Below are 24,338 nucleotides of genomic sequence, written 5' to 3' on the forward strand. Positions count from 1 at the left end.
GCCATGGGCACCATTCAGCGCTTTCACGTCGGCCCGCGCCTCAGCGAGACGGCGGTCCACAACGGCACCATCTACCTCGCGGGCCAGGTGCCCGACGACACCACGCAGGACATCCGCGGCCAGACCTCGCAGGTGCTCGCGATGGTCGACCGCCTGCTGGCCGAGGCCGGCGGCGACAAGTCGCGCATCCTGATGACGCAGATCTTTCTGGCCGACATCACCGACATCACGGCGATGAACGAGGTGTGGGACGCATGGATCCCCGCCGGCCACACGCCGCCGCGCGCGACGGTACAGGCGGCGATGGCCAAGGCGGCCTACAAGATCGAGATTGTCGTGACCGCAGCGGCTCAGTAGCGTTTTTCGAGAACCATCTGGTCGGCGTCGCGCCGCATCGAAAAGCGGCTGATGAAGCTGTTGCCCAGCAGCACATAAGGCATCGGCTGCTGCGAGACCACCGCCTCGACGTCGTAGACCTCGACGTCGCCGACGCGCACGGAGTTGAGGCGCACGCGATAGCCCAGCGCAATGCCATTGGCCGTGCCCATGCGGATCGGCTGCCCCTTGCTGAAATCGAGCCCGATGCGCTGCGCGTCGGCGGCCGACATGGCGATGCTGGTGGCGCCGGTGTCGAGCATGAAGTTGACCGAACGGCCGTTGATGGCGCCCTGCGTCATGAAGTGCCCGCCGCTCGATACCGGCAGCACGATGCGGGTGCCGCCGCCACCGCCCGGACCGGCACCGCCGATGCTGACCGGCGTGTCCATGCGCAGCGCCACGCGCTTGCCGCCGGCCTCGACGGTGGCCTGCTCGCCCGCCAGCGAGAGCAGCTTGACGCCTTGGAAGGTCTCGCCCACGGCCACCGTCTTCGGCGCGCCGCCGTCCACGATCAGGATGGCGCGGCTGCCGATGGTGCCGGTGAGCATCACCGACTGGGCGTGCGCGAAGGTGCATGCCGCGGCCAGCAGCAGCACCGGAAGGATGGGCTTCATGGGCGGCTCAGTCGCGGAAATTGTTGAAGGACAGCGGCATGTCCGGCACGTCCTTCTTGATCAGCGCCATCGCGGCTTGCAGGTCGTCGCGCTTGGCGCCGGTGACGCGCACCGCGTCGCCCTGGATCGCGGCCTGCACCTTGAGCTTGCTGTCCTTGATGAGGCGCTGGATCTTCTTGGCGGTTTCGCTTTCGATGCCGCTCTTGACCTTGATCACCTGCTTGACCTTGTCGCCGCCGATCTTCTGCACGTCGCCCTTGTCGAGGAAGCGCACGTCGACGCTGCGTTTGGTGAGCTTGCTGCGCAGGATGTCCTCGACCTGGACCAGCTGGAACTCGGCATCGCCGATCAGGGTGATTTCCTTGTCCTTGAGCTCGACAGCGGCCGCAGTGCCCTTGAAGTCGAAACGCGTGGCGATTTCCTTGGCCGTGTTCTCGACGGCATTCTTGACCTCGGGCAGGTTGGGCTCGCAGACGGTATCGAAAGACGGCATGGACTCTCCTCGGACTCGCGCTTTGTGAATGCGACAATTCTCCCATGATCGTGGAGCACAACGTACCGCTGCAGCAGCACAACAGCTTCGGCATCGTCGCGCGCGCCCAGCACCTGGTGCGCGTCGCGGGCGAGGCCGACGTGGCGGCGGTCCTGGCGGATGCAGAGTGGCGCGGCGCGCCCAAGTTCGTGCTCGGCGGCGGCAGCAACATCGTGCTGACCGGCGACGTCAAGCCGCTGGTGCTCAAGGTCGAGATCAAGGGCCGCCGGCTCGTGGAAGAGACGCCGCGCGCCTGGATCGTGGAGGCCGGCGCCGGCGAGACCTGGCATGAGGTCGTGCGCTGGACGCTGGAGCAGGGCCATCCCGGCCTCGAAAACCTGGCGCTGATCCCCGGCACGGTGGGCGGCGCGCCGGTGCAGAACATCGGCGCCTACGGCGTCGAGCTGCAGGACCGCTTCGATTCGCTCGATGCCATCGACCTGGAAACCGGCCGAAGCTTCACCCTCGACGCCGCGCAATGCGCCTTCGGCTACCGCGACTCGGTGTTCAAGCACACGGCCAGCGGTGAGAACGATTTCGGCTTGGCCGGGCGGGCGCTGATCACGCGCGTGCGCTTTCGGCTGCCCAAGCCATGGAAGCCGGTGCTCGGCTATCTCGATCTGGAGCGCAAGATGGCTGAAACCGGCAACTTCACGCCCAGCGCGACCGAGATCTTCGACTGGGTCTGCGCCATCCGCACGGTCAAGCTGCCCGACTGGCGCGTGCTGGGCAATGCCGGCAGCTTCTTCAAGAACCCGACCGTCACGCCCGAACAGTGCGCCGACATCATCGCGCGCGACCCGAAGATCGTGCACTACCCGATGGCCGACGGCAGCATCAAGCTGGCGGCCGGCTGGTTGATCGATGCCTGCGGCTGGAAGGGCAAGTCGGTCGGCAATGCCGGCGTCTACGAGAAGCAGGCGCTGGTGCTGGTCAACCGCGGTGGAGCGGCGCACCCGGTGACCGGCGGCGAGGTCATGACGCTGGCCAAGGCGATCCAGACCAGCGTCTACGAGCGCTTCGGCATCCGGCTGGAGCCGGAGCCGGTGGTCGTGTGACGGAGCTGCTGCAGCTCAACTTCCGGCGCCGCATCCAGGCGCTGCTGTGGGGGCGCCGGCTCTTGTGGCTGGTGGGCATCGTGGTCGTGGTGTATTGGCGCACGGGCGCATCGCTGATCGCCTCCGTCATGGTCGGGCTGGTGCTCGGCGGTGCGCTCAAGGCCTGGGAAATGAGCGCGCGACGCCAGTTCGTGCGCGAGGCGATGTTTCCGCGCTTTCTCGGCGCCAAGCTGCGTGCCGCCTACCCGCAGCTGCAGGAGCGCGACACCGATCTGGTGCTGCGCGGTTTGCGCCAGTTCTTCATGGCCCACCTGCGCAGCGACCGCAAGTTCGTGGCGATGCCGTCCAAGGTGGTCGATGCCGCCTGGCACGAGTTCATCCTGCACACCCAGGGCTACCAGCGCTGGTGCGCCGCCGCCTTCGGCGGGCTGCTGCATCACACGCCGGCCGAGGTGCTGGGCCGGGATGCGCGCCGCAACGACGGCCTGCGCCGCACCTGGTTCTGGGCCTGCAAGGAGGAAAGCATCGACCCACGCACGCCGACGCGGCTGCCGCTGCTCTTCGCGCTCGATGCCAAGTTCGGCGTGGAAGGCGGATTCCAGTATGTGCCGAACTGCAAGGTGATAGACCAGCAGGCGGGCTCCGACGCCCATTGCGGCACCAGCTTCAGCGATTCGGGTGGCGGCTCCGGCGATGCGGGAGGCTTCGGCGGCAGCGAATCGTCGAGCGGCGGGGATGGCGGCAGCGGCGACTCCGGTTCGGGCTGCGGCGGCGGTTGCGGCGGAGGCGGCGACTGACCGCGGCCCCCGCTCAGGCTCACTCGCGTTCGTCGTTCTTCAGCTGGGGCAGCGAAGCGCCCTGGCCCGAAGACAGCAGCCCGGCCTGCGTATAGATCGCCAGCTTGTCGCGCGTGTCGACGATATCGAGGTTGCGCATCGTGAGTTGGCCGATGCGGTCGGCCGGCGAGAAGCTCGATTCGCCTTTTTCCATCGTCAGCCGCTCGGGCTTGTAGGTGAGGTTGGGCGACTCGGTATTGAGGATCGAGTAGTCGTTGCCGCGGCGCAGCTCGACCGTGACTTCGCCCGTGACCGCGCGCGCCACCCAGCGCTGCGCCGTCTCGCGCAGCATGATGGCTTGCGGGTCGAACCAGCGGCCCTGGTAGAGCAGGCGGCCCAGGCGGCGGCCGTGGTCGCGGTACTGCTCGATGGTGTCTTCGTTGTGGATGCCTGTGACCAGGCGCTCGTAGGCGATGAACAGCAGCGCCAGGCCCGGAGCCTCGTAGATGCCGCGACTCTTGGCCTCGATGATGCGGTTCTCGATCTGGTCGCTCATGCCCAGACCATGGCGGCCGCCGACGCGGTTGGCTTCCAGCAGCAGCTCGACCAGGCTCGGGTATTCGACGCCGTTGATCGCCACCGGGCGGCCTTCGACGAAGCGCACCGTGACCTCCTCGCGCTTGACTTCGACCTCGTCCTTCCAGAAGGCCACGCCCATGATCGGCTGCACGATCTTCATGCCGCTGTTCAGGTGTTCCAGGTCTTTCGCCTCGTGCGTGGCGCCGAGCATGTTGGAGTCGGTCGAGTAGGCCTTCTCGGCCGACATCTTGTAGGCGAAGCCGGCCTTCTGCATGAATTCGGACATCTCGGCGCGGCCGCCCAATTCGTCGATGAAGACCTGGTCCAGCCAGGGCTTGTAGATCTTCAGCGCCGGGTTGGTGAGCAGGCCGTAGCGGTAGAAGCGCTCGATGTCGTTGCCCTTGTAGGTGCTGCCGTCGCCCCAGATGTGGACGTCGTCTTCCTTCATGGCCGACACCAGCATGGTGCCGGTGACCGCGCGGCCCAGCGGCGTGGTGTTGAAGTAGGTGACGCCGGCGGTGGTCACGTGGAAGGCGCCGGCCTGCAGCGCGGCAAGGCCTTCGGCGGCGAGCTGCGTGCGGCAGTCGACCAGCCGCGCCTTCTCGGCGCCGTAGAGCATGGCCTTGCGCGGAATCTCGTCGTAGTCGGGCTCGTCCGGCTGGCCCAGGTTGGCGGTGTAGGCGTAGGGAATGGCGCCCTTGTTGCGCATCCAGTGCAGGGCCGCGCTGGTGTCGAGGCCGCCGGAAAAGGCGATGCCGACCTTCTGGCCGGCGGGAACGTTCTGAAGAATGGTCGACATGCAGGAATCCCGGTTCAGCCGAAATGGCAGATGTAGCTGTAGGGCTCGCCGCTCACGCGGATCTGGAAGCTCGAGTTGCCCGGCACGCTGAATTTTTCGCCCGGGCCCGAGCTTGCCCATTCGCTGCTGCCGGAGAGCAGGTATTCGCAGCGGCCGCCGGTGCCTTCCATGACTTCGGGCGCGCCGGTGTTGAAGGTGAGGGTGGACGGAAGGATCACGCCCACCGATTTCTTGCTGCCGTCGGCGAGCGTGAGGCTATGGCTCACGCACTTGCCGTCGAAATACACGTTCGCCTTGGTCGCTACCGCGGCGCTGTGAAGGGATTCGGTTGTCGTCATGGGAAGGAAGGCCTGGCGCCGGTGGAAAGCCCGTGATTTTAGGCTGTGCCGGCAGGCCCTCCGGCCCGGGGCTCAGCGCCAGCGGCCGTGGTAGCCGCCGCGATAGCCGCCGCCCCATCCGCGCGAGTAGCCGAGGTTGAGCGAAATGCCCACCGGCGGATAGATGTAGGGCTGCGGATAGTAGGCGGGCGCCACATACACCGGGGCTGGGGCATAGTAGACGGGCGCCGGCTGCGTGTAGACCGGAACCGGCTGGCTGTAGACCGGCGCCGGAGCGCCGCCGCCCGAGACCACCACGCCCGGCTCAGGCACCACGTTGTTCCAGTCGGGCTGGCCGCCGTCGACGGGGCTCGGCGCCAGCTGGGGCTGAGGCGCCACGGGCGAGGTGGTGGCGACGCCGTAGCCGCCGACCTCGATCGGGATGCTGGCGCCGGGGCGGGTGTCACTGACCGTGGTGTAGTGCCGGCCGCCGTACTCGTAGGTGACGTTGTAGCGGGTGGTGCCGGTCGCTTCGTGCGAGGGCGTGGCCGAGATCACGCGGGCCCAGACCTGCTCCGCCTGGGCCAGGCTGGCGGTGCCGGCCAGCGCTGCCAGGAGCGAAAGGGCCGTGAGGTTGCGAATGGTTTTTTGCGTGCGCATGTCGGAACTCCTGAGGGTTGGGGCGCAGGCCCCGCTGAAGCCGGTTGGACGCAAGCCGCTGGCCAGGGTTCAACCGTTTACACGGCGTGGTCTTTCTTCCATTGGGCGGCGTCGAACCCTGTGCTAACGCCGTGTTGCGGGCCCCAGTTGACCACCGGGCGCTTGATCAGGCTGGGGTTGGCGAGCAGCGCCGCACGCGCCGAGGCGGCATCGACCACCGACGCGCGCGTTTCGTCGTCGAGCCGCCGCCAGGTGGTGCCGCGGCGGTTGACCAGGGCCTCCCAGCCGGGCGCGCGCAACCACTGGTCGAGCTCGTCCTCGGGCACGCCTTCTTTCTTGAAATCGTGGAATCGGTAGGCCACGCCGTGCTCGTCGAGCCAGGCGCGGGCGCGTTTGACGGTGTCGCAGTTCGTGATGCCATAGAGCGTTGTCATCCCGCGATGATGCCCGCGCGGCGGGTCGGCGACAATTCCGGGCTCCATGAAAAGCCTTGCCGACTGGCTCGCGCACGCCGAGCGCCTGCATCCCAAGAACATCGAGCTCGGGCTCGACCGCGTGCGCGCGGTCGCCCTGAAGCTCGGCCTCGCATTCGACTGCCCGGTGATCACCGTGGCCGGCACCAACGGCAAGGGCTCGACCTGCGCGATGCTGGAGTCGATCCTCGCCCATGCGGGCTACCGCACGGCGGTGTTCACTTCGCCGCACCTGGTGCGCTTCGAGGAGCGGCTGCGGCTCTCGGGCGAGGCGGTCGACGGCAATGCGCTGTCGGCGCATTTCGAGGCGGTGGAGCAGGCCCGCGGCGAGGTCGCGCTGACGTATTTCGAGTTCACGACGCTGGCCATCCTGCTGTGCACGGCGGCGAGCAAGCCCGACGTCGCGATCCTCGAAGTCGGCCTGGGCGGCCGGCTGGATGCGGTCAACATCGTCGACGCCGACTGCGCCGTGATCACCAGCATCGACCTGGACCACATGGATTTTCTCGGGCCGGATCGCGAAAGCATCGGCTTCGAGAAGGCCGGCATCATGCGCGCCGGCCGCCCTGCGATCGTCAGCGACCCGATGCCGCCGCAAAGCGTGATCGATCATGCAGAAGCCATCGGCGCCGACCTCTGGCGCGTGGGCCGCGACTTCAACGTCTCGGGCGACAAGCAGCAGTGGGGCTGGAGCGGGCGCGGCCGGCGCTACAGCGGGCTGGCCTACCCGGCACTGCGCGGCGCCAACCAGCTGGTCAACGCGGCCGGCGTGCTGGCCGCGCTGGAATCGCTGCGGCAGCGGCTGCCTGTCACCGCACAGGCCGTGCGCACCGGCCTCGCGATGGTCGAGCTGCCGGGGCGCTTCCAGATCGTTCCGGGCGAGCCGGCGCTGGTGCTCGACGTGGCGCACAACCCGCACGCGGTCGCGGCGCTGACGGAGAACCTCGACGCGATGGGCTTCTATCCGACCACCCATGGCGTGTTCGGCGTGATGGCGGACAAGGACCTGGCGCCCATGTTCGCCCGCATCGGGCCCTTGATCGACCGCTGGTACTTCACCGATCTGCCCACCGCGCGCGCGGCCAAGGCGGCCGATCTGCTGGCCCGGTGGCAGGCGCAGAACACGCGCGCCGATGCCTCCGCCAGCGTGCACGCCGCACCGATGGAGGCACTGCAGGCGGCCATCGATCGCGCGGGCCCCGCTGATAGAATCGTCGTCTTCGGATCGTTCTTCACAGTGGGTGGTGTGCTCGAGCACGGAACACCTCGTCTCGGGGCCAGGCACTTGTCGCCGGGCTCCTGATTGGCCTGATCTCCGGCGCCTTTTCCAACTCACGCTGCACTCCATCAGGGAAACGAATTACATGGCGTTCTTCAAGTTCCGCAGCCGCGGTCCGCAGGCCAACGAAGGGCGAAACGCCAGCGTCGCAGCGGCGCCGGCGGAAAGTATCGAGGCGATGCGCCGCCGCGCGCGGCACCGGCTTCTGGGCGCCGCGGTGCTGGTGCTGGTCGGCGTGATCGGCTTCCCCTTGTTGTTCGACACCCAGCCTCGCCCCGTGTCGGTCGACATCCCGATCGAGATTCCGGATCGCAGCAAGACCAAGCCGCTCGCCCCGCCTTCGACGCCCGCGCCCACATCGACCACCGCGCCGTCGACCGGCGCGAGCACCGGTGCCACCGCGCCCTCCGGCGGCGGCATGATCACCGAATCGGCGGACGGCGCCGAGATCCCGCCGTCCAGGCCGGCACCCGCGGCGCCGCCCGCCGACACCAAGCCGGCCGCACCGGTTGCCGAAGCGAAACCGGAACCCAAGCCGGAGCCCAGGCCGAAGCCGGAGGCCAAACCCGAAGCGAAGGCCGAGGCCAAGCCCGACAAGCCGCCCGCCAAGCCGGCCGACGACGGCAATCGCGCCCGTGCCTTGCTCGAAGGCAAAGCCGCCGCCGCAGCAGCAGCCAAGCCCGCCGTCGCAGCCGACGAAAGCGGCCGCTTCGTCGTCCAGGTCGGCGCCTTCGCCGATGCCGACAAGGCGCGCGAGGTGCGGCAGAAGCTGGAAAAGGCCGGGCTCAAGACTTACACCAACGTCGCGAAGACGGCCGATGGCGAGCAGCGTACGCGTGTGCGCGTCGGCCCCTTCGGCACACGCGCCGAGGCGGACAAGGCGGCGAGCCGCGTCAAGGGCTTGTCTTTGTCGGCCTCCGTCCTCAGCTTGTAGAACTGGCGTGGCGCTCTTCGACTGGATCGCCATCGTGTTGCTGGTGGTGTCGATGCTGTTCGGCCTGGTGCGCGGCCTGGTGTTCGAGGTGATTTCGCTGGCGGGCTGGGTGGCGGCCTTCTTCTGCGCGCAGTGGCTGGCGGACGATGCGGGGGCCTGGCTGCCCTTCGGAGACCCGGCGGCCACCTGGCGCTATGCGGCCGGATTCGTGCTGGTGTTCGTGGCGGTGGCTTTCGGCGTGGGGCTGGTCGCAGCGATCACGCGCAAGCTCATCGCGGCCGTGGGGCTGCGGCCGGTGGATCGCGTGCTGGGCGCGGCCTTCGGCGTGGCGCGCGGGGCGGTCGCCCTGCTGGCCATGGCAGTCGTGGTTCATTTGCTGGCGTTGGGCGACAGTGTCTGGTGGCACGAATCGCGCAGCGCCATTGTTCTCGATGCGGCATTGCAGGGCCTGAAACCCGCGCTGCCTGAAAAGTTGGCAAGCTACCTGCCCTGAGAGGATCGCTTCATGTGTGGAATCGTCGGCGTTGTCAGCAACGCACCCGTCAACCAGCTGCTCTATGACGCGCTGTTGCTGCTGCAGCACCGCGGCCAGGACGCGGCCGGCATCGTCACCCTGCTGGAACGCAAGTTCTTCATGCACAAGGCCAAGGGCATGGTGCGCGACGTGTTCCGCACGCGCAACATGCGGGCGCTGCCGGGCAGCGTCGGGCTGGGGCAGGTGCGCTATCCGACTGCCGGCAATGCCTACAGCGAGGAAGAGGCGCAGCCCTTCTACGTGAACGCCCCCTTCGGCATCGTGCTGGTGCACAACGGCAACCTCACCAATGCGCATGCGCTGCGCGCAGAGCTGTTCTCGACCGACCATCGCCACACCAATACCGAGAGCGATTCCGAAGTGCTGCTCAACGTGCTGGCGCACGAGCTCGACCGCGCGACGCGCGACGGCATGCTCACTTCCGAGACGCTGTTCGCCGCCGTGCGCAACGTGCACCGGCGGCTGCGCGGCTCCTATGCCGTGGTGGCGCTGATTTCAGGCCACGGTCTGCTCGCGTTCCGCGACCCTTACGGCATCCGGCCGCTGGCGATGGGCCGCAACGCCGACGGCACCGTGATGGTGGCCAGCGAGTCGGTGGCGCTCGAAGGCTCGGGCCATGTGTTCGAACGCAACATCGCGCCTGGCGAGGCCGTGTTCGTCGACCTGCAGGGCCAGGTGCACGCCGAGCAGTGCGCCGAGGCGCCGACTCTGAACCCGTGCATCTTCGAATTCGTCTACCTCGCGCGGCCCGACTCGGTGCTCGATGGCATCTCGGTCTACCAGGCGCGGCTGAACCTGGGCGAAACGCTGGCCAAGCGCGTGGTCTCGACGGTGCCGCCGAACGAGATCGACGTGATCATCCCGATCCCCGAATCGAGCCGCCCGAGCGCGACGCAGCTGGCGCACCTGCTGGGCGTTCCGTACCGCGAAGGCTTCGTGAAGAACCGCTACGTGGGCCGTACCTTCATCATGCCGGGGCAGGGCGTGCGCAAGAAGTCGGTGCGCCAGAAGCTCAACGTGATCGCGAGCGAGTTCAAGGGCCGCAACGTGCTTCTGGTCGACGACTCGATCGTGCGCGGCACCACCAGCCGCGAGATCGTGCAGATGGCGCGCGAGGCCGGCGCACGCAAGGTCTATCTCGCCAGCGCGGCGCCGCCGGTGCGCTACCCCAACGTCTACGGCATCGACATGCCGACCAAGGACGAGCTGGTTGCGCACGACCGCACCATCGAAGAGATCCGCGAGCTGATCGGCTGCGACGCGCTGATCTACCAGGACGTCGAAGGCATGAAGCGCGCCATCCTGAAGGCCATGCCGGGCACGGCGGGGACGCTGAAGCTCGACGGCTTCGATGCCTCGTGCTTCGATGGCGTCTACGTGACCGGCGACATCGACACCGAGGCCATCACGCGCATGAACGGCAACCGTCCCCGCATCGAGGAAACCGAGGAAGACTCCTCGCGCCTCGCGCTGCCCAATCTGAGCGAATAGAAGAAGAACCACGACGTGACCGATCGATCCCTGCCCCCCGGCCTGCACCGCGACACGCTCGCGGTGCGCACGGCGCTGGAACGAAGCCAGTACGGCGAGAACTCGGAGGCGCTCTTCCTCACGAGCAGCTTCGTGCAGCCCGATGCCGAGACCTCGGCGCGCCGCTTCGCTGGCACCGAGGAGGGCTTCACCTATACGCGCACCTCGAACCCGACGGTGGCGAGTTTCGAGCAGCGCCTGGCCGCGCTCGAAGGCACCGAAGCCGCGATCGGCGCGTCCAGCGGCATGGCTGCGATCCTCATGATGTGCATGGGGCTGCTCAAGGCCGGCGACCACGTGGTGTGCTCGCGCTCGGTGTTCGGCTCCACGCTCAACCTGATCGGGCGCGAGTTCGGCAAGTTTGGCGTCGAGACCACCTTCGTCTCGCAGACCGATGTCGCCGAATGGAAGGCGGCCATGCGGCCGAGCACCAAGCTGCTCTTCGCCGAGACGCCGACCAACCCGCTGACCGACGTGTGCGACATCCGCGCGCTGGCCGATCTCGCGCACGATGCAGGTGCGCTGCTCGCGGTCGACAACTGCTTCTGCTCGCCGGCGCTGCAGCGGCCGACCGAGCTCGGGGCCGACCTCGTGATCCATTCGGGCACCAAGTACCTCGAAGGGCAGGGCCGCGTGCTGGCCGGGGCCATCTGCGGCCCCGCGAAGCTCGTCAACGACGTATTCGGCCCGGTGGTGCGCACCGCGGGCATGGCGCTGTCGCCCTTCAACGCCTGGGTCGTTCTCAAGGGGCTCGAAACGCTGGGCATCCGCATGCAGGCGCATTGCGCCGCTGCGCTCGCGCTCGCGCAATGGCTCGAAACGCAGCCGGGCATCACGCGCGTCTACTACCCGGGCCTGGCCTCGCATCCGCAGCACGAGCTCGCGATGCGCCAGCAGTCGGGGCAGGGCGGGGCGGTGGTGTCCTTCGACGTGCAGGGCGGCGATCCCACAGCGGCGCGCGCCAACGCTTTTCACGTGATCGACAGCACGCGCGTGCTGAGCATCACCGCCAACCTGGGCGACACCAAGACCACCATCACCCATCCGGCCACCACCTCGCACGGCCGCCTCACCGAGGCGCAGCGCCAGGCGGCCGGCATCGGCCAGGGCCTGGTCCGCGTGGCGGTCGGGCTGGACCATATCGACGACATCAAGGCCGACCTGCTGCGCGGCTTGAGCACCCTCGCATGACGCAAAAGACCCGCACCCGCTTCGCTCCCTCGCCGACCGGCTTCATCCACCTCGGCAACATCCGCTCCGCCCTCTACCCATGGGCCTTCGCGCGCTCCACGGGCGGCGACTTCGTCCTGCGCATCGAGGACACCGACGTCGAGCGTTCGTCGCAGGCGGCCGTCGACGTGATCCTCGAAGGCATGCAATGGCTGGGCCTCGATCATGACGAGGGCCCCTACTACCAGATGCAGCGCATGGACCGCTACAAGGCGGTGCTGGCCGAGCTGCAGGCCGCGGGCCAGCTCTATCCCTGCTACATGAGCGTGGCCGAGCTCGACGCGCTGCGGGAGAAGCAGATGGCCGCCAAGCAGAAGCCGCGCTACGACGGCACCTGGCGCCCCGAGCCCGGCAAGACGCTGCCCCCAGTGCCCGAAGGCGTGCAGCCGGTGCTGCGCTTTCGCAATCCGCAGGGCGGCGTGGTGGCCTGGGACGACAAGGTCAAGGGCCGCATCGAGATCGGCAACGACGAGCTCGACGACCTCGTGATCGCGCGCCCCGACGGAACGCCCACCTACAACTTCTGCGTGGTGGTCGACGACATCGACATGGCCATCACGCACGTGATCCGCGGCGACGACCACGTCAACAACACGCCGCGCCAGATCAACATCTTCCGTGCGCTCGGCAAGGAGCCGCCGGTCTATGCCCACCTGCCGACCGTGCTCAACGAGCAGGGCGAGAAGATGAGCAAGCGCAACGGCGCCAAGCCCGTCACGCAGTTCCGCGACGAAGGCTTCCTGCCCGATGCGATGGTCAACTACCTCGCGCGCCTCGGCTGGAGCCATGGCGACGACGAGATCTTCACGCGCGCGCAGTTCATCGAGTGGTTCAACCTCGACCACCTGGGCCGCAGCGCGGCGCAGTTCGACGAGGCCAAGCTGCGCTGGGTCAATGCGCAGCATCTGAAGGCGATGGCCGACGACGCGCTGGCGCCGCTGGTCGCGTCGCAACTGCAGAAGCGCGGCATCGCTGCCGACGATCGGCTGCCTGCGATCTGCGGCCTCTTCAAGGACCGCTGCGACACCACGGTCGCGCTCGCGAACTGGGCCGCGGCCTTCTACGCCGACGTCGCGCCGAGCGAAGCCGATCGCGCGCAGCATGTGACCGAGGCCGTGCGCCCCGCGATCGCCACGCTGGCCGACAAGCTCGCAAGCGTCGCGTGGGACAAGGCCGCGATCGCAGCCGCCATCAAGGAAGTGCTGGCCGCGCATGGCCTCAAGATGCCCGCGCTCGCGATGCCGGTGCGCGTGCTCGTGATGGGAACGCCACAGACGCCGTCGCTCGACGCGGTGCTCTCGCTCTTTTCTCGTGAAACAGTCGTCACGAGATTGAAAGCAGCCTGATTTTTCAGGCTATAATTTGAGGCTCGACACCCAAGGGGGTATAGCTCAGCTGGGAGAGCGCTTGCATGGCATGCAAGAGGTCAGCGGTTCGATCCCGCTTACCTCCACCATCAGGGCGTCGAGAAACAAGCGCTGATCGCAGCGCGGTTCCGAAGGTTTTGACCCTATCGTCTAGAGGCCTAGGACACCACCCTTTCACGGTGGCTACCGGGGTTCGAATCCCCGTAGGGTCGCCAGTTTTCACCGCTCGGTGAAGCGGGCACAAGTCGCAGCACTTGGCTCCATATGGAGCGAACGTTGTCTACCAGGAGTGGTAGTTCAGTTGGTTAGAATACCGGCCTGTCACGCCGGGGGTCGCGGGTTCGAGTCCCGTCCACTCCGCCAGATTCCTCAAAGAGATCAATGGGTTGCAGCTTCATCGCTGTGACCCATTTTTGTTTTTGGAATCTTGGCACTATGCATGCGACGAGTTGAAGGTGCCGCGCTCCAGGATGCCTGTGCGCGCCAAGGGCACACGAGTGCAAAAGTCCAGCGGGAAGACATGCTGACGGCCGAGCCCAAGCCGCTTCAGGCTGCGCCGGATTTCGGATGGCGAATCATTCTTCGAAAACAGGACGCGACCTCCCGTGGTCAGAAGCGCAACCGCCGCTATGTCGAGGCCGGCATGTGTGTCGCAGAACATCACGCCAGGATAGACACGCCCGTTGGCCAGCTTGAGGACAGCGGCCACACTGAGTGAGAAGCCGTCGGCCGGCACTTCGGAGGTTGGCACGGGCTTCACCCAGGTTTCGTCCTGTTCGTCGACTTCCTCTTCGTCCATGGCGAACTCCCACACGGGGAACGCCTCGAGGTCCGAGGCCGTGAGTTCGTCGACCGGCTTGCGTGTGGCGATGGTGGCTTGCATGCGTTGCGTTCCAAGGGAGAGGTCTGTCAGGTGTCAGTTGTGATCTCATTCCAGGACTGAGCTTCGTACCCGACGAGCCAATTGATCGCGTGGTGACGTTCCTGTACGACCTCGATGTCCACCGCCGGCTCACTTGCACGGTGGCTTGGCTCTTTCGTCCTCTGCCTTGCGAGTGCGTGGAGCGTTTGAAGGTCGACCGCTGCGTCGAACAGTTCGTCCTCCGATCGAAGGCGAGCGGATTCGCGAAACACGGCAAGCGACTGATCTCCGTACGGCGGCAGCAGTTCCTCCAGCGTTCCGAGGCGGCACTGCTCCGCAGGAGACGGTATCTCCTCAATCTTGCAGAGAGCCCACAGGAGAACGAGGAGCCGCTCGCTTTGCCACGACATGTTGGCAACTTGCTTGGCGTTGCGGGCATCCATTCCAAGCAAGGAACGCTCTTCCGGCGTGAGCGCCGTTTCGAGATTCGACTCGTGCAACCATGCAACAAGCTCGGCTGCCGGTGCTCCAAAGCTCGCGGCTACGGCAGCACCCAAGGCAAGTGTGCGGTCCAGCACCTCGCCAAGCGAGCGCGGTACGTCGCCTTCTTCACCCCCGATCTCAATCGACCGCTGTGTCATGACACCAAAGGGCCAAACCGCCGAGCGACCAGTACGACGAAGAGAAGGACCCAGATCGCCGACCCCATGACGGCGGCCAGCCAGTCCTTCCATCCGATGGAGCCTGGGTACATGCGACCGAGAACAATGGGACTCGATGCGGCTTCATAGAGCGACCAACCTCCTATGGCAACGAAGATGGCCAGGCCCCACGTGCTGCCGCTTGAGGCTGAGTTGTAGGCAAATGCCGCGACGGCTGTGACGGCAACGAACCAAACCACGCTGATCCACAGGAACCCCTTTGCCATTTCGCTCTTCTCTTCCCCTTGCACCGATGGCTCGACCTTCTCCACGGCCAAGAGTAGGGCGGGCAGGGGTTTGCCTCCTAGCAGCGAAGCCGCAAGCAGCACGGCGCGAACGCCAGACCAAATGAGAAAGATATACAGCACCAGACTTGTTGATGGCATGCGAGAAACCCAATGTTTGACATGCGCGGCTGGCCGAGCATAGGCGACGTTCAGGATTCGACCTCAGGCTCGCGCCCACAATGAACTACCCAGCGGAGAGCACAAAGCCACGAAGCCAAGCGCATTGAGAACGACCGTTGCCCAGAATACGCTGCGGAACTCAGCCTTGGTGGACTTGTGACGCAAGAGCTGTTGCGCGAGGAGCGCGCCTGGCCATCCGCCAGCAAGGGCCAGAAGGTGAAGAGTGCTTTCCGACGTGCGCCAAGCTTGGCGGCGTGCAGCCGACTTGTCGACTGCGTATGCCAGGAACGTCAGCGCACTGCCCACGACGTAGACAGCGGCAAACCAGAGAGGCGGTCTCCAGAGCAAGCTGACTGCGACGAACAGGATCAAGAAGACAGGAATGGCGAACAGCGAGGCGGTTCCCCACTGTGCCGGAGGTTCGCCACGCGCATTGGGGCGCCTGCGGACGGGCTGCACGGGCGCAACGTTCTTTGCACGCTTCTTGCCCTGAGGCCCGAGTTCAATCTCGAACGAGAACACCTGATTGATCTGCGGCCGGCCAGTTCGGGCCTTGAACGCCTTGACGTGGACGAAGATCTCTTGTCCGCCTTGACTGGACTCGATGAATCCGAAGCCGCGTTCGTCGTTCCATGTCTTGAGAGTTCCTTCAAAGCGCATGTCGGGAGTCGTGATGAGGGCCTAGCGCTTGGCGTGAGGAGCGGGCGACGTGGAAGTACTCGTGCGAGACGGGCGGGATGACAGGATAACTTGGCGTCCAGCTCGAAGAGATCCTCGAATCAGTAGTTAAGTTCTACCTTTGTGCGGCCGAGCATTTTTCGGTCGCGGCTGCGCGAATCCTCTGTTGCCAAAAATTGACGAGTTGCCCGAGTTTCCCGTGCAGAAGACGTGCGCATCAGCGCTGCTCGCCCCACACTTGAGCCTGTCGCAAAAAGAGGCTGCCATGGAAAATCTGGATCTGGAAACGATCGAGAAAGCAAGAACCGCCATCGAAGAGGTGATTGCGGGTCGAAGTCTTGGGGTGCAGGCCGTGCCCTACTTTGCTCCCACCGATCTGGGCGTCCTCCCTTCATCCCAGCAGGAGGCGGAACTTCGGCTCAAGGAAGAGAACGATTACGGCAATCGCGTACGTGCCGGCATCCACATGAGCCTGAGTGCCGCAGAGGCCGCGCTGCGGGTTGCCGAGACCTTGCTGAGGGACGCCGCCTACTTCACGCTGAGCGAGCGCAAGCAGGAGCTCGCCAAGTGCGCGAACCGCGCGCGAAGGGCAAGCGCCTCCGCATCGCATGCGGCGGCCGTTCTTGCCGGGGAAGAAGCCCCGAAGACCGATGCGATGATGGAGATCAAACGGCTCGGGTCCGCCATGTTTCAGCGTTTCGGCCAGGTCCCCGAAGACAAGCCCTAGGCCGCCGGCAATACCGAGGGATTGAGCGCTTCTTTCAACCTTCCTTCGGCGAACTGGTTGATGTGGTCGAAGGCGATGCCGAAATGGCGCCCGAGCTGAGTGCGCCGCTGCTGGCGCTCGGCGAGCAGATCGGTGCGGCATTCCGGGATACGCCGTTTGCCAGATGAATTTCCGTGAGGGCAAACCTAAGCTGAGTCCGCACCAGCAAGGAGAAGCCCATGGAATATCCCGGACGCGTCGTCAAGCTCGGGGAGGTGGATGCCTCGGTCGTTCAGGCCGTGCGCGGCCAGCTCGATCGAATGATGGCGGGCGAAAGCAATCTCGATCCGCAGGGCACCGCATTCGACGCCGACATGAAGCGCGTGGTCAAGCTCTTCCAGGCCCGCCATGTCGATCCGGCAGGCCGTCCGTTGAAGCAGGACGGCGAGATCGGCTCGCTGACCTGGGGCGCCCTGTTCGGCCTGGACACCATCGCATCCGACAACGTTGCGGGCAGTGATCTGCTGGCGCAAGTGCTGGCGGTCGCGGCAGGCGAAGAGGCGAAGGAAGTGCGCGAGATCCCGATGAACTCGAATCGCGGCCCCGACGTCGAAAAGTACCTCGCGCGGACAGGGGCGTCACCCGGCTTGCCGTGGTGCTGCGCCTTCGTCTACTACTGCTTCGACGAGGCGTCGAAGAAGCTGGGCCGGCCGAAGAATCCCATGGTGCGCACCGCCGGTTGTCTCGATCACTGGAACAAGGCGCCTTCCAGAGGCGCGGCACGCATCCGCGCGGCCGAGGCCACGGACGACCCGACGTTGGTGAAGCCCGGAATGATCTTCATCATGGACCACGGAAAGGGCCGCGGCCACACCGGCCTGGTCGATGCGGTCGAAGCCGGCATGCTGAACACCATCGAGGGCAATACCGATGCGAGCAAGACGCGCGAAGGCGGCGGCGTCTACCGGCTGACCCGCAAGGTAGGGGAGATCAACAAGGGCTTCATCGACTACACGCTGGTCGGCTGAGAGGAGGCCGTTGTCGCATGTTTGCTAGCCATTCGGCGCCCATCGAATGGTGGATGCGCGCGCCGATTGTCGTGCGTAGGATTTCTCGATCGCCTTTGCCATCAGTGGCCGGTCGAAGAAGAGCACTGTGTGCTTATGTCCACCAAAGAAGAGTGAGGATGTCATGGTCAAGCCCAGCGCAACGGGGAATTCGTCTGCCCACGGGATCAAGATCGCCATCAAGTCCTTCGGGCCCACCAGCGAAGAACTGGCGTCGATCGGCGAGCGCTTGTCGCTCAATCCCGCGCTGCTCGACTACGTCGGGCATTCCAGGGCACGGCTCCTGTACGTCGAGGCGCTGGAGGAAGCCGATCCGGCCAAAGGCGGCAGGCCCAAACCGCCGAGCGCGTTCCGTGCCACCCTGTATGACGACAAACGTCATCGCACAATCTTGGCCGAAGGGCTGCTCAGCGCGCCGCGCAAACTGTCGCTGACCGAATCGGCCCTTCCCCCGCCGCCGTCGGATGCCGAATTCGCCGCTGCCGTCAAGATCGTGCGCCGTGATGCAGCCTTGGGTGCTGCTCTCGCTGGCGGCCAGTCAGAGCCATACCAGCCGATCCCGGCTCTTTCGCTGACCGAGTTGCCCGACGGAAGCATCGAACGCCGTATCGCCGTCGGCTTGCTCCCCCGGGGCCCCAACGCGGAGCACGAGATCGTCGCTGTCGATCTAGCGGCGCGCGCAGTGACTCGATTCGAGGGGCGTGCGCCTGGCAACGCGCGTCCTCACGGAGGCGGGTTGTGCGGCGTGCCGCATGATGCCAATCAGGCCACGGCCGCCAAGGGCACGGCCGGCCAAGTCTGGGTGACAGTGACTCAAGGCGGCCAGACCCTGTGGCGCTTCCTCGCCGTACGCCCGGCCGCGTCAAGTGGCACTAACGGCTCGGGCATCGAACTGCGCTTCGTCGACTACAAGGGCAAGCGCGTTCTGTACCGAGCCCATGTGCCGATCCTGAACGTCAAATACGACGCGGACGCCTGTGGTCCCTATCGCGACTGGCAATACCAGGAAGGAATGATCCAGGCACAAGGCATCGACGTGGCACCGGGCTTCCGTCTCTGTTCGGCGCCCGCCTCGACCATCATGGACACGGCCTCCGACACCGGGAATTTTCTCGGGGTCGGCATCTACGTGCGCGGCAACGAGGTAGTCCTCGTGAGTGAAATGGAAGCGGGCTGGTACCGCTACGTCAGTGAGTGGCGCCTTGGCACCAACGGCACCATTCGACCGCGCTTTGGTTTTGCCGCCGTCGAGAGCCAGTGCGTGTGCAACGTGCACCATCACCATGTCTACTGGCGCCTGGACTTCGATATTCGGACCGCGGGCAACAATCAAGTGCGAGAGTTCAATGATCCGCCCTTGGTCGGATCGAGCAAGTGGCACACCAAGTCATTCGAGATCCGCAGGGCGCGCGACTTTGCGCGCAAGCGCAAGTGGCGCGTGGAGAACACCGTCAGCCGGGAGGGCTACGACATCATCCCGAACGCGAGCGACGGGGTCGCCGGCGCCGAGCCAGATGCGCCCTTTGGTCGCGGAGACGTCTGGATACTGCGCTACCGGGGTAGCGAGATCGATGACGGTTCCGTCGCGATTGGCCCGCCGTACGAGGCCGACATCGATCGATGGGTCAATGGCGAGGCCATATCGAACCACGATGTCGTGGTCTGGTATGGCGCGCATTTCACGCATGACGTGAACCATGCCGGCCCGGCCCACCCTGATCACATCGTTGGGCCCGACCTGAAGCCAGTCAACTGGTAGTTGCGGCAGATACTCCTCTCAACGCACTAGCTAGCCCTGCAGCGCGGCGATCAATGGGCAAGACACCCTGCCGCGGCTCGCGCAGCAGTCGTCCACCAACTTGGCCAGGACCGACTCGATGCGATGCAGGTCCGCCAGCTTGGCACGCACATCGGCGAGTTTTTGCTCCGCGAGTTGGCGCGCCTCGTCGCAATGCGCGCCATCGTCCAGGGTGAGCAAACCGGCGACCTCGTCGAGGCTGAAGCCCAGGCGCTGGGCAGACTTGACGAATCGGACCCGCGCCACATCGGCCTTGCCGTAGCGCCGGATGCTGCCGTATGGCTTCCCCGGTTCCGGCAGCAGTCCCTTGCGCTGGTAGAACCGAATAGTCTCCACATTGACGCCGGCCCTCTCAGCGAAGGCGCCGATCCTCAGGGTGTCAATCTCCTGTTCCATGCCGCTTGACTCCGTACTTGGGTACGGGAGTATTGTGAACTTATCGAACAGCCAAGGACCCGATCAATGGAATGGATCACGCGTGTGGCCGACAAGGCCGGTGCCTTGGGCAGCGTTGTCTCTGCAGCGTCGTGCCCGGCCTGCTTTCCGGCCCTGGCGGGCCTCGGCGCCGCCGCAGGCCTGGGCATCTTCAGCGCGTACGAGGGCCTGTTCCTCAACACCCTGCTCCCACTGTTCGCGGCCGTCGCGCTGGTCGCCAACGCCGTCGGCTGGTTCAGCCATCGTCAGTGGCATCGCAGCCTGCTGGGCATGATCGGCCCGGCGATCGTGCTCGCGGCCATGCTGCTGTTCTTCGGCCAGTGGTGGACCGCCAGGCTGCTGTACACGGGGCTGGCCTTCATGGTCGGCGTCTCGCTGTGGGATCTTTTGTCGCCCGCGAACAAGCACTGCAGCACAGATGGCTGCGGGACCGGGCAGGCGCGCCCATGACGGGAGGACAGAACTCGCGCAGCGCCTTGGTTCTCGACTCGGTGCTGACATGCCCGCACTGCGGCCACTCGAAACGCGAGGACATGCCCGTCGACGCCTGCCAGTTTTTCTATGAATGCGAGAGCTGCAAGACCCTGCTGCGACCGCAGCCCGGCGATTGCTGCGTGTTCTGCTCGTTCGGCTCGGTGAAGTGCCCGCCGGTCCAGGCGCGGAGGCAATGCTGCGGGGAGGGCCTGGGCGCCATCCCCGCAGATCGTGCCCAGATTACTTGACCGCCGCCACGACGTAGCCATTGGATGGAGGGGTTTGTGCCTCACAGCCACCGGCGAACCCTTTCCTTGTATGCGGCGTACTCTGGACCAAACAGCGAGGACAACGCGCGCTCCTCAGGCTTGATCTGGAATTCGTTGATGTAGAGCACGAACACGGGCACAAAGAGCAAGGTCCACACGTTTGACAAGTACACGGCCCACGCAAGCAGGTAGAGCAGAAGGCTGAGGTACATGGGATTGCGTGTGAAGCGAAAGGCAGCGTTGGTGACCAGAGACGATGTAGCCATAGGCTTGATTGGATTCATCGTGGTTCTTGCTCGCCAGAAGGAGACCATGCCCGAGACGCCGAAAACCAGGCCAACTGAAGCAAGAACAAGGGCAACCGATACGCGAGGGCCAGACGGCACTTCAAGCGGCGCGACCAGTGAGGACACGAGCCACATGAGGACGCCGAAAAGCAGCGCCACTGCAGGAGGCGGGACCTTCAGCTCAAGCGAGTTCATGGGGCTGCAACAACGCACGCTGCTCGTGCTCTTTACGCACTCCGTACGGGGTCCTGCCCCGCGGCTTGTACACCGACAGCACGGCGGGCACGAGCAACACCAGCAGGCCGACGGCGGCGATCAACTCCATCGCGAGATAGGCGGCGCGCGCCATTTGAGCGTTTTGACTGGTCACACCGGCAATGGCGAGAGCCAGGAAGCTGGCGATCGCGCCGAGCAAGCCGACCGAGGAGACGACATGTACGATGAGCGCGAACTTGCGGAGGCGGGGTGTCATGTCGTCACGTATATTGGGGTGATGCCGAAGCTGTGGAACGAGACGATCGAAGCGCACCGTCGCGACCCGCGCGGCCCTATTGGCGGCGCTGCCGTGCTCCCAGCACGCGGCGATATGCAGCGAGGTAGTTCGCCATCATCTGTGCCGCCGAGTACTGCAGAGCGTTCTCCAATCCCAAGGCGCGCATCTCCTCAAATCGCCCAGCCGCCTGCTCGATGGCCTGGGCCATGGCTTCGGGATTGTGTGGATCCACGTAGCACACGCCAGGGCCTCCGATCTCATTCATCGGCGCCAGGTCGGACGTGAAGACCGGGCAGCCGCAGGCCTGCGCCTCGATCAACGGCCAGCCGAACCCTTCCTGCAGGGAAGGGAACAACAAGGCCGTGGCCCTGGCGTAGAGCGCGCGCAGTTCCTCATGGGAGACGTGTTGCAAGGTCCTTATCCGATCCGCAACGCCATGGTGGGATGCCAAGTCGATCAGGTCTGTCTCCAAACTCGGCCCCACGAAAACCAGGTGCTGCACGATAGGAGGGCCGCCGCATGCAGCAGCACGCTGCTGCAGCGCAATGAACGTCTCGACGACCGCCTTGCGATTCTTGCGCGGCAAGTCCGAGCCGACATGGATCAGGTACTTGTCGTTTGCGCACAACCCGAAACGCTCGATCAGTGCGTCGGCTTCCTCTGGCTGGACAAGATAGAAGCTGTCGTTGAGGCCGTTGAGCACCGTTGTCACCCTACGCTCATCCGCGAACTTCAAGCCCAGCAGCTCACGTCGCGTCATGTGCGAGACGCAGGCGATCAGGTCGGCCTTCGCAAGTCCCGACGCGATGAGCCGCTGGAACACGCGTCCGCTCCAACCGACGTTCCACCCTTGCACCATGCCTCTGGCGGCCTGCACGGCGATGACATCGTGGCAGGTGATGACCGTCGGGCTGCTTTTCACCCAGCGCACGTACATACTGTTGGAGTGATCGCAAATGTGAACGACGTCCGCCCAACGCGACTGCGTAGCAAGCGTAGGGATGAAAAGGACGAACTTGTCCAAGTAGCCAAGCCACTTCCACAAGAGGGACGTTTGTGGCACGCGCTGCAGCCACCGCTTAGGCGTGAGGATGCGCAGCTCGCAACCCTGGTTCGACAACTCACGCTCAAGGACTCGCATGAAAGCTCGCATGCTGGTCTGATTGTCAGGCACATAGTTGCCTATCAGCAGGATCTTCATGGGTTGGCGGCCCTCATCGATGCCACCGGACCGCGCAGTCGCTGCAGGCCTCGATGCATTCGGTGCATCTTTCATGTGGCATCTCGATCTCCTTGGGATGTGCCGAAACTCCGGCGAGCGGGGCGGCTGATTACGACTCGGCCGCGAAATACAGACCTGTGAAGGACGGAAATGAGCGTTCCGGGTAGCCCGGCAGGTACAGCGACCGCTCGTGGACTGCCCATCGATCCCGAAGGTGGTAGCCCAGTGCTTCGATGCTGCGTATCAATCGATCGCGGTTGAAAACATGCATGGGTGCAAAACAGCCTTCGCTGATGTTCTGCGTGGTGACGAAGTCATCGCCTTCGTAGAGCGGCAGCTTGTTGAGAAGGATGTGCATGGGCGCCTCAAGGCATCGCTTGAGCAGATCGCTCGGCCGCGCATCTTCCATGTAATGAAGAGCACCTGATGAGATCCAGATGTCAGCGCCGGCGCTGGTCAGGCCCTCTTCCAGATCGTCGGTGAAGCTCAGTGCCATCGCCCCGCGTTCTGCAGCCAGCCTGCGGCCGATGGCGACCATTGCCGGAACTTCGACGATGCGCCATGTCAGCGCCGATGGCATATCGATGTATGACCGATACGCGTGGTAGTGAACGCCGACCGAGCCGCCGATATCGAGCACGCTCGCGGCGCCGTGACGAAACGCTCGGTCAAGCCACCACATCATCGGATAGTCATAGGTAAATACCTGCCGGGTCCGGACCTCGACATACTCGGTGGCCAATGTGTCGTGATTGAATCCCGGATTCGGCGGCAGCCATTCGCGCGCGGCCGCAAAGCTCTCGAACACCCCAAAATAGAAGCCGAATCCTTCCTTGGCGAGGAATTGCTGCCGCCGCCACCGCAGCAACGCGGGTCGAGCGACCGGTCCTTCCAGTAGCTCGCGCATGATCTGCGCAGCACTCGCGTGTGTCATGGGAACCTCCTTTCCGGAAGTTGCGCCGTTGCGAGCGGCGCACTCTGAGGCCTAGCGCGCCGCTTCGAGCTTGGTGATGGTGAATTTGCCGTCGATCTTCTCGGCCTGGAAACGGATCTTGTCCCCGGCCTGGACCTTGTCCAGCATAGCGTCGTCCTTCACTTGGAAGACCATCGTCATGCCAGGCATGTCGAGACTCTTCAGAGGACCATGCTTGAGCGTGAGCTTCTTGCTTTCCTTGTCCACCTTGCGGACCTCGCCCTCGGCGAGGTCGCTGGCAGCGGACGATGGCGCAGCACCTGCAGTCGGTGCGGCGGTGCCACTGCCAGTCTGTGCGGAGGCCAAACCTGGGAGGGCGAGCGCAGTAATGGTGGCGGCGAGAGCGGTACGAATGTCGATCATGTGAGTTCCTTCGATGGAGTGGGGCGAGGGTGGCGCTACTTGCGAGCGGCCTTGGTTACGTTGACGGCGCCTTTCATTCCGGCGTCGTAGTGACCCGGCTGCAGGCACGCGAAGTCGACTTTCCCGGCCTTGGTGAACTGCCAGATGATCTCGCCCGCCTTGCCGGCGGCGAGCGTCACCATGTTCGGATCGGCGTGTTCCATCTCCGGATTCTTCTTCATGACTTCGTAGTGCTCCTTCAGCTCCTTCTCGGTGCCAAGCACCAGCTCGTGCTTGAGCTTGCCGGAGTTGGTGACCACGAAGCGCACGGTCTCTCCTTGCTTCACATCGATGCTGGCCGGGCTGAAGCGCATGCCGTCGGTCATGTCGACCTTGACCGTGCGGGTCGCCTTGGCGACGACGCCGGGCTTGCCGATGCGCTCTTCGGAGTGGTGGCCGCCGGCATGCGTGCCGGCGGCATGGACGCCTGTTGTAGCCAAAGCGCTCAACGCAGCCAAAGCGGTGTAGCGGAGGGTTTTCATGAAAGTCCTTTCAGAGGGTGG

General features: G+C 65.3%; 31 protein-coding genes and 3 tRNA genes. 17 read left to right on the forward strand and 17 right to left on the reverse strand.

Annotation, left to right across the window (positions count from 1 at the left end; genetic code table 11):
* The first annotated feature begins 3 nt into the window (after window positions 1–3).
* Window positions 4–357 carry a RidA family protein gene (locus ACSQ86_RS08845; protein ID WP_093102096.1) on the forward strand — a complete coding sequence of 118 codons (354 nt, stop codon included), beginning with the start codon at window positions 4–6 and terminating at the stop codon, window positions 355–357.
* Here the strand turns inward: ACSQ86_RS08845 and ACSQ86_RS08850 are convergent.
* Together ACSQ86_RS08850 and ACSQ86_RS08855 are read right to left on the reverse strand one after the other, a co-directional pair.
* Window positions 351–992, reverse strand: a complete 642-nt coding sequence (locus ACSQ86_RS08850) for a retropepsin-like aspartic protease family protein (protein WP_093102097.1) — start codon at window positions 990–992, stop codon at window positions 351–353. The two genes, ACSQ86_RS08845 and ACSQ86_RS08850, sit on opposite strands and share 7 nt — an antisense overlap.
* A gap of 7 nt (window positions 993–999) precedes the next feature.
* Window positions 1,000–1,485: a YajQ family cyclic di-GMP-binding protein gene (locus ACSQ86_RS08855; RefSeq protein ID WP_436303359.1), complete on the reverse strand. Its 486-nt coding sequence runs from the start codon at window positions 1,483–1,485 to the stop codon at window positions 1,000–1,002.
* 44 nt (window positions 1,486–1,529) lie between these two features.
* Between ACSQ86_RS08855 and murB the strand changes: the two genes are divergently transcribed.
* Window positions 1,530–2,582 (forward strand): UDP-N-acetylmuramate dehydrogenase, encoded by a 1,053-nt coding sequence (murB, locus tag ACSQ86_RS08860; protein ID WP_436303360.1) that lies wholly within the window; start codon window positions 1,530–1,532, stop codon window positions 2,580–2,582.
* Entirely contained in the window at window positions 2,579–3,379 is an 801-nt protein-coding gene (locus tag ACSQ86_RS08865; protein ID WP_436308771.1) for a glycine-rich domain-containing protein, read from the forward strand. The genes murB and ACSQ86_RS08865 overlap by 4 nt, the downstream gene beginning before the upstream one ends.
* A gap of 19 nt (window positions 3,380–3,398) precedes the next feature.
* On the opposite strand, the gene argG is transcribed toward ACSQ86_RS08865, so the two are convergent.
* The 4 genes from argG to ACSQ86_RS08885 form a co-directional block, all read right to left on the reverse strand.
* A complete protein-coding gene (gene argG / locus ACSQ86_RS08870) occupies window positions 3,399–4,736 on the reverse strand; it encodes an argininosuccinate synthase (RefSeq protein WP_436290761.1) in 1,338 nt (445 codons plus the stop codon).
* A gap of 14 nt (window positions 4,737–4,750) precedes the next feature.
* Window positions 4,751–5,074: a pyrimidine/purine nucleoside phosphorylase gene (locus ACSQ86_RS08875; RefSeq protein ID WP_436290760.1), complete on the reverse strand. Its 324-nt coding sequence runs from the start codon at window positions 5,072–5,074 to the stop codon at window positions 4,751–4,753.
* Window positions 5,075–5,146: 72 nt separating this feature from the next.
* Window positions 5,147–5,713 (reverse strand): hypothetical protein, encoded by a 567-nt coding sequence (locus tag ACSQ86_RS08880; protein WP_436308772.1) that lies wholly within the window; start codon window positions 5,711–5,713, stop codon window positions 5,147–5,149.
* Between the two features lie 77 nt (window positions 5,714–5,790).
* On the reverse strand, window positions 5,791–6,147 hold the full coding sequence (locus ACSQ86_RS08885; protein ID WP_093102662.1) for an ArsC family reductase: 357 nt from the start codon (window positions 6,145–6,147) through the stop codon (window positions 5,791–5,793).
* Window positions 6,148–6,193: 46 nt separating this feature from the next.
* Between ACSQ86_RS08885 and folC the strand changes: the two genes are divergently transcribed.
* The 9 genes from folC (at window position 6,194) to ACSQ86_RS08930 (ending at window position 13,424) form a co-directional block, all read left to right on the forward strand.
* A complete protein-coding gene (gene folC / locus ACSQ86_RS08890; protein ID WP_436290759.1) occupies window positions 6,194–7,489 on the forward strand; it encodes a bifunctional tetrahydrofolate synthase/dihydrofolate synthase in 1,296 nt (431 codons plus the stop codon).
* A 61-nt stretch (window positions 7,490–7,550) separates the two neighbouring features.
* Entirely contained in the window at window positions 7,551–8,399 is an 849-nt protein-coding gene (locus ACSQ86_RS08895) for an SPOR domain-containing protein (protein WP_436308773.1), read from the forward strand.
* A gap of 7 nt (window positions 8,400–8,406) precedes the next feature.
* Window positions 8,407–8,892, forward strand: coding sequence for a CvpA family protein (locus ACSQ86_RS08900; protein WP_093102111.1), 486 nt, complete (start codon window positions 8,407–8,409; stop codon window positions 8,890–8,892).
* A 12-nt stretch (window positions 8,893–8,904) separates the two neighbouring features.
* Window positions 8,905–10,425, forward strand: a complete 1,521-nt coding sequence (purF, locus tag ACSQ86_RS08905) for an amidophosphoribosyltransferase (RefSeq protein WP_093102112.1) — start codon at window positions 8,905–8,907, stop codon at window positions 10,423–10,425.
* A gap of 15 nt (window positions 10,426–10,440) precedes the next feature.
* The gene (locus ACSQ86_RS08910; protein WP_436303364.1) at window positions 10,441–11,655 is read left to right on the forward strand and encodes an O-succinylhomoserine sulfhydrylase; all 1,215 of its coding nucleotides are present in this window, start codon (window positions 10,441–10,443) and stop codon (window positions 11,653–11,655) included.
* Window positions 11,652–13,040 carry a glutamate--tRNA ligase gene (gene gltX, locus ACSQ86_RS08915; RefSeq protein WP_436303365.1) on the forward strand — a complete coding sequence of 463 codons (1,389 nt, stop codon included), beginning with the start codon at window positions 11,652–11,654 and terminating at the stop codon, window positions 13,038–13,040. Before ACSQ86_RS08910 ends, gltX begins: the two co-directional genes overlap by 4 nt.
* A 34-nt stretch (window positions 13,041–13,074) precedes the next feature.
* A tRNA-Ala gene (locus ACSQ86_RS08920) sits at window positions 13,075–13,150 on the forward strand.
* 50 nt (window positions 13,151–13,200) lie between these two features.
* Window positions 13,201–13,276: transfer RNA gene (locus tag ACSQ86_RS08925), tRNA-Glu, on the forward strand.
* Window positions 13,277–13,347: 71 nt separating this feature from the next.
* Window positions 13,348–13,424, forward strand: a tRNA-Asp gene (locus tag ACSQ86_RS08930).
* A 70-nt stretch (window positions 13,425–13,494) separates the two neighbouring features.
* Here ACSQ86_RS08930 and ACSQ86_RS08935 read toward each other — a convergent pair.
* From ACSQ86_RS08935 to ACSQ86_RS08950, 4 genes are all read right to left on the reverse strand, one after another.
* Entirely contained in the window at window positions 13,495–13,944 is a 450-nt protein-coding gene (locus ACSQ86_RS08935; RefSeq protein ID WP_436303366.1) for a hypothetical protein, read from the reverse strand.
* A 26-nt stretch (window positions 13,945–13,970) separates the two neighbouring features.
* On the reverse strand, window positions 13,971–14,564 hold the full coding sequence (locus ACSQ86_RS08940) for a DUF4272 domain-containing protein (RefSeq protein ID WP_436303367.1): 594 nt from the start codon (window positions 14,562–14,564) through the stop codon (window positions 13,971–13,973).
* Window positions 14,561–15,010 carry a hypothetical protein gene (locus ACSQ86_RS08945; protein WP_436303368.1) on the reverse strand — a complete coding sequence of 150 codons (450 nt, stop codon included), beginning with the start codon at window positions 15,008–15,010 and terminating at the stop codon, window positions 14,561–14,563. The genes ACSQ86_RS08940 and ACSQ86_RS08945 overlap by 4 nt, the downstream gene beginning before the upstream one ends.
* A gap of 63 nt (window positions 15,011–15,073) precedes the next feature.
* Window positions 15,074–15,691: a DUF1294 domain-containing protein gene (locus tag ACSQ86_RS08950; protein ID WP_436303369.1), complete on the reverse strand. Its 618-nt coding sequence runs from the start codon at window positions 15,689–15,691 to the stop codon at window positions 15,074–15,076.
* A 184-nt stretch (window positions 15,692–15,875) separates the two neighbouring features.
* Here ACSQ86_RS08950 and ACSQ86_RS08955 point away from each other — a divergent pair, with 184 nt between their 5' ends.
* From ACSQ86_RS08955 to ACSQ86_RS08965, 3 genes are all read left to right on the forward strand, one after another.
* Window positions 15,876–16,436 (forward strand): hypothetical protein, encoded by a 561-nt coding sequence (locus ACSQ86_RS08955; protein ID WP_436303370.1) that lies wholly within the window; start codon window positions 15,876–15,878, stop codon window positions 16,434–16,436.
* A gap of 218 nt (window positions 16,437–16,654) precedes the next feature.
* Window positions 16,655–17,443, forward strand: coding sequence for a CHAP domain-containing protein (locus ACSQ86_RS08960; RefSeq protein ID WP_436303371.1), 789 nt, complete (start codon window positions 16,655–16,657; stop codon window positions 17,441–17,443).
* Window positions 17,444–17,606: 163 nt separating this feature from the next.
* Window positions 17,607–19,241: a hypothetical protein gene (locus ACSQ86_RS08965; RefSeq protein ID WP_436303372.1), complete on the forward strand. Its 1,635-nt coding sequence runs from the start codon at window positions 17,607–17,609 to the stop codon at window positions 19,239–19,241.
* A gap of 30 nt (window positions 19,242–19,271) precedes the next feature.
* On the opposite strand, the gene merR is transcribed toward ACSQ86_RS08965, so the two are convergent.
* On the reverse strand, window positions 19,272–19,676 hold the full coding sequence (gene merR / locus ACSQ86_RS08970; RefSeq protein WP_436303375.1) for an Hg(II)-responsive transcriptional regulator: 405 nt from the start codon (window positions 19,674–19,676) through the stop codon (window positions 19,272–19,274).
* Window positions 19,677–19,742: 66 nt separating this feature from the next.
* Between merR and merC the strand changes: the two genes are divergently transcribed.
* Window positions 19,743–20,165, forward strand: a complete 423-nt coding sequence (merC, locus tag ACSQ86_RS08975; RefSeq protein ID WP_093102129.1) for an organomercurial transporter MerC — start codon at window positions 19,743–19,745, stop codon at window positions 20,163–20,165.
* Window positions 20,162–20,437 carry a GDCCVxC domain-containing (seleno)protein gene (locus ACSQ86_RS08980; protein WP_436303376.1) on the forward strand — a complete coding sequence of 92 codons (276 nt, stop codon included), beginning with the start codon at window positions 20,162–20,164 and terminating at the stop codon, window positions 20,435–20,437. The genes merC and ACSQ86_RS08980 overlap by 4 nt, the downstream gene beginning before the upstream one ends.
* 41 nt (window positions 20,438–20,478) lie before the next feature.
* On the opposite strand, the gene ACSQ86_RS08985 is transcribed toward ACSQ86_RS08980, so the two are convergent.
* From ACSQ86_RS08985 to ACSQ86_RS09010, 6 genes are all read right to left on the reverse strand, one after another.
* On the reverse strand, window positions 20,479–20,940 hold the full coding sequence (locus tag ACSQ86_RS08985; protein WP_436303377.1) for a methyltransferase family protein: 462 nt from the start codon (window positions 20,938–20,940) through the stop codon (window positions 20,479–20,481).
* Complete coding sequence (locus tag ACSQ86_RS08990) at window positions 20,927–21,217, reverse strand: hypothetical protein (protein WP_436303378.1); 291 nt, start codon at window positions 21,215–21,217, stop codon at window positions 20,927–20,929. The genes ACSQ86_RS08985 and ACSQ86_RS08990 overlap by 14 nt, the downstream gene beginning before the upstream one ends.
* A gap of 76 nt (window positions 21,218–21,293) precedes the next feature.
* Complete coding sequence (locus tag ACSQ86_RS08995) at window positions 21,294–22,439, reverse strand: glycosyltransferase family 4 protein (RefSeq protein WP_170855460.1); 1,146 nt, start codon at window positions 22,437–22,439, stop codon at window positions 21,294–21,296.
* 130 nt (window positions 22,440–22,569) lie between these two features.
* On the reverse strand, window positions 22,570–23,394 hold the full coding sequence (locus tag ACSQ86_RS09000; protein WP_093102137.1) for a methyltransferase, TIGR04325 family: 825 nt from the start codon (window positions 23,392–23,394) through the stop codon (window positions 22,570–22,572).
* Window positions 23,395–23,445: 51 nt separating this feature from the next.
* A complete protein-coding gene (locus tag ACSQ86_RS09005; protein ID WP_436303379.1) occupies window positions 23,446–23,796 on the reverse strand; it encodes a copper-binding protein in 351 nt (116 codons plus the stop codon).
* 35 nt (window positions 23,797–23,831) lie between these two features.
* Window positions 23,832–24,317, reverse strand: a complete 486-nt coding sequence (locus ACSQ86_RS09010) for a cupredoxin domain-containing protein (RefSeq protein WP_436303380.1) — start codon at window positions 24,315–24,317, stop codon at window positions 23,832–23,834.
* Between the last annotated feature and the right edge of the window lie 21 nt (window positions 24,318–24,338).

It is taken from the genome of Variovorax sp. LjRoot130 (assembly GCF_964253755.1).
In the GTDB taxonomy this organism is placed as follows: Bacteria; Pseudomonadota; Gammaproteobacteria; order Burkholderiales; family Burkholderiaceae_C; genus Variovorax.

Bases quoted from the DNA above. Each gene is read 5' to 3' on its own strand.
- ACSQ86_RS08880 (WP_436308772.1), bottom strand. From the start codon at position 5,713: ATGCGCACGCAAAAAACCATTCGCAACCTCACGGCCCTTTCGCTCCTG.
- ACSQ86_RS08850 (WP_093102097.1), bottom strand. From the start codon at position 992: ATGAAGCCCATCCTTCCGGTGCTGCTGCTGGCCGCGGCATGCACCTTC.
- ACSQ86_RS08990 (WP_436303378.1), bottom strand. From the start codon at position 21,217: ATGACACCCCGCCTCCGCAAGTTCGCGCTCATCGTACATGTCGTCTCC.
- ACSQ86_RS09010 (WP_436303380.1), bottom strand. From the start codon at position 24,317: ATGAAAACCCTCCGCTACACCGCTTTGGCTGCGTTGAGCGCTTTGGCT.
- ACSQ86_RS09005 (WP_436303379.1), bottom strand. From the start codon at position 23,796: ATGATCGACATTCGTACCGCTCTCGCCGCCACCATTACTGCGCTCGCC.
- purF (WP_093102112.1), top strand. From the start codon at position 8,905: ATGTGTGGAATCGTCGGCGTTGTCAGCAACGCACCCGTCAACCAGCTG.
- ACSQ86_RS08980 (WP_436303376.1), top strand. From the start codon at position 20,162: ATGACGGGAGGACAGAACTCGCGCAGCGCCTTGGTTCTCGACTCGGTG.
- ACSQ86_RS08950 (WP_436303369.1), bottom strand. From the start codon at position 15,691: ATGCGCTTTGAAGGAACTCTCAAGACATGGAACGACGAACGCGGCTTC.
- ACSQ86_RS08945 (WP_436303368.1), bottom strand. From the start codon at position 15,010: ATGCCATCAACAAGTCTGGTGCTGTATATCTTTCTCATTTGGTCTGGC.
- ACSQ86_RS08960 (WP_436303371.1), top strand. From the start codon at position 16,655: ATGGAATATCCCGGACGCGTCGTCAAGCTCGGGGAGGTGGATGCCTCG.
- murB (WP_436303360.1), top strand. From the start codon at position 1,530: ATGATCGTGGAGCACAACGTACCGCTGCAGCAGCACAACAGCTTCGGC.
- ACSQ86_RS09000 (WP_093102137.1), bottom strand. From the start codon at position 23,394: ATGACACACGCGAGTGCTGCGCAGATCATGCGCGAGCTACTGGAAGGA.
- ACSQ86_RS08855 (WP_436303359.1), bottom strand. From the start codon at position 1,485: ATGCCGTCTTTCGATACCGTCTGCGAGCCCAACCTGCCCGAGGTCAAG.
- ACSQ86_RS08845 (WP_093102096.1), top strand. From the start codon at position 4: ATGGGCACCATTCAGCGCTTTCACGTCGGCCCGCGCCTCAGCGAGACG.
- merR (WP_436303375.1), bottom strand. From the start codon at position 19,676: ATGGAACAGGAGATTGACACCCTGAGGATCGGCGCCTTCGCTGAGAGG.
- ACSQ86_RS08965 (WP_436303372.1), top strand. From the start codon at position 17,607: ATGGTCAAGCCCAGCGCAACGGGGAATTCGTCTGCCCACGGGATCAAG.
- ACSQ86_RS08875 (WP_436290760.1), bottom strand. From the start codon at position 5,074: ATGACGACAACCGAATCCCTTCACAGCGCCGCGGTAGCGACCAAGGCG.
- ACSQ86_RS08985 (WP_436303377.1), bottom strand. From the start codon at position 20,940: ATGAACTCGCTTGAGCTGAAGGTCCCGCCTCCTGCAGTGGCGCTGCTT.
- ACSQ86_RS08935 (WP_436303366.1), bottom strand. From the start codon at position 13,944: ATGCAAGCCACCATCGCCACACGCAAGCCGGTCGACGAACTCACGGCC.
- ACSQ86_RS08940 (WP_436303367.1), bottom strand. From the start codon at position 14,564: ATGACACAGCGGTCGATTGAGATCGGGGGTGAAGAAGGCGACGTACCG.
- argG (WP_436290761.1), bottom strand. From the start codon at position 4,736: ATGTCGACCATTCTTCAGAACGTTCCCGCCGGCCAGAAGGTCGGCATC.
- ACSQ86_RS08995 (WP_170855460.1), bottom strand. From the start codon at position 22,439: ATGAAGATCCTGCTGATAGGCAACTATGTGCCTGACAATCAGACCAGC.
- gltX (WP_436303365.1), top strand. From the start codon at position 11,652: ATGACGCAAAAGACCCGCACCCGCTTCGCTCCCTCGCCGACCGGCTTC.
- ACSQ86_RS08885 (WP_093102662.1), bottom strand. From the start codon at position 6,147: ATGACAACGCTCTATGGCATCACGAACTGCGACACCGTCAAACGCGCC.
- folC (WP_436290759.1), top strand. From the start codon at position 6,194: ATGAAAAGCCTTGCCGACTGGCTCGCGCACGCCGAGCGCCTGCATCCC.
- ACSQ86_RS08895 (WP_436308773.1), top strand. From the start codon at position 7,551: ATGGCGTTCTTCAAGTTCCGCAGCCGCGGTCCGCAGGCCAACGAAGGG.
- merC (WP_093102129.1), top strand. From the start codon at position 19,743: ATGGAATGGATCACGCGTGTGGCCGACAAGGCCGGTGCCTTGGGCAGC.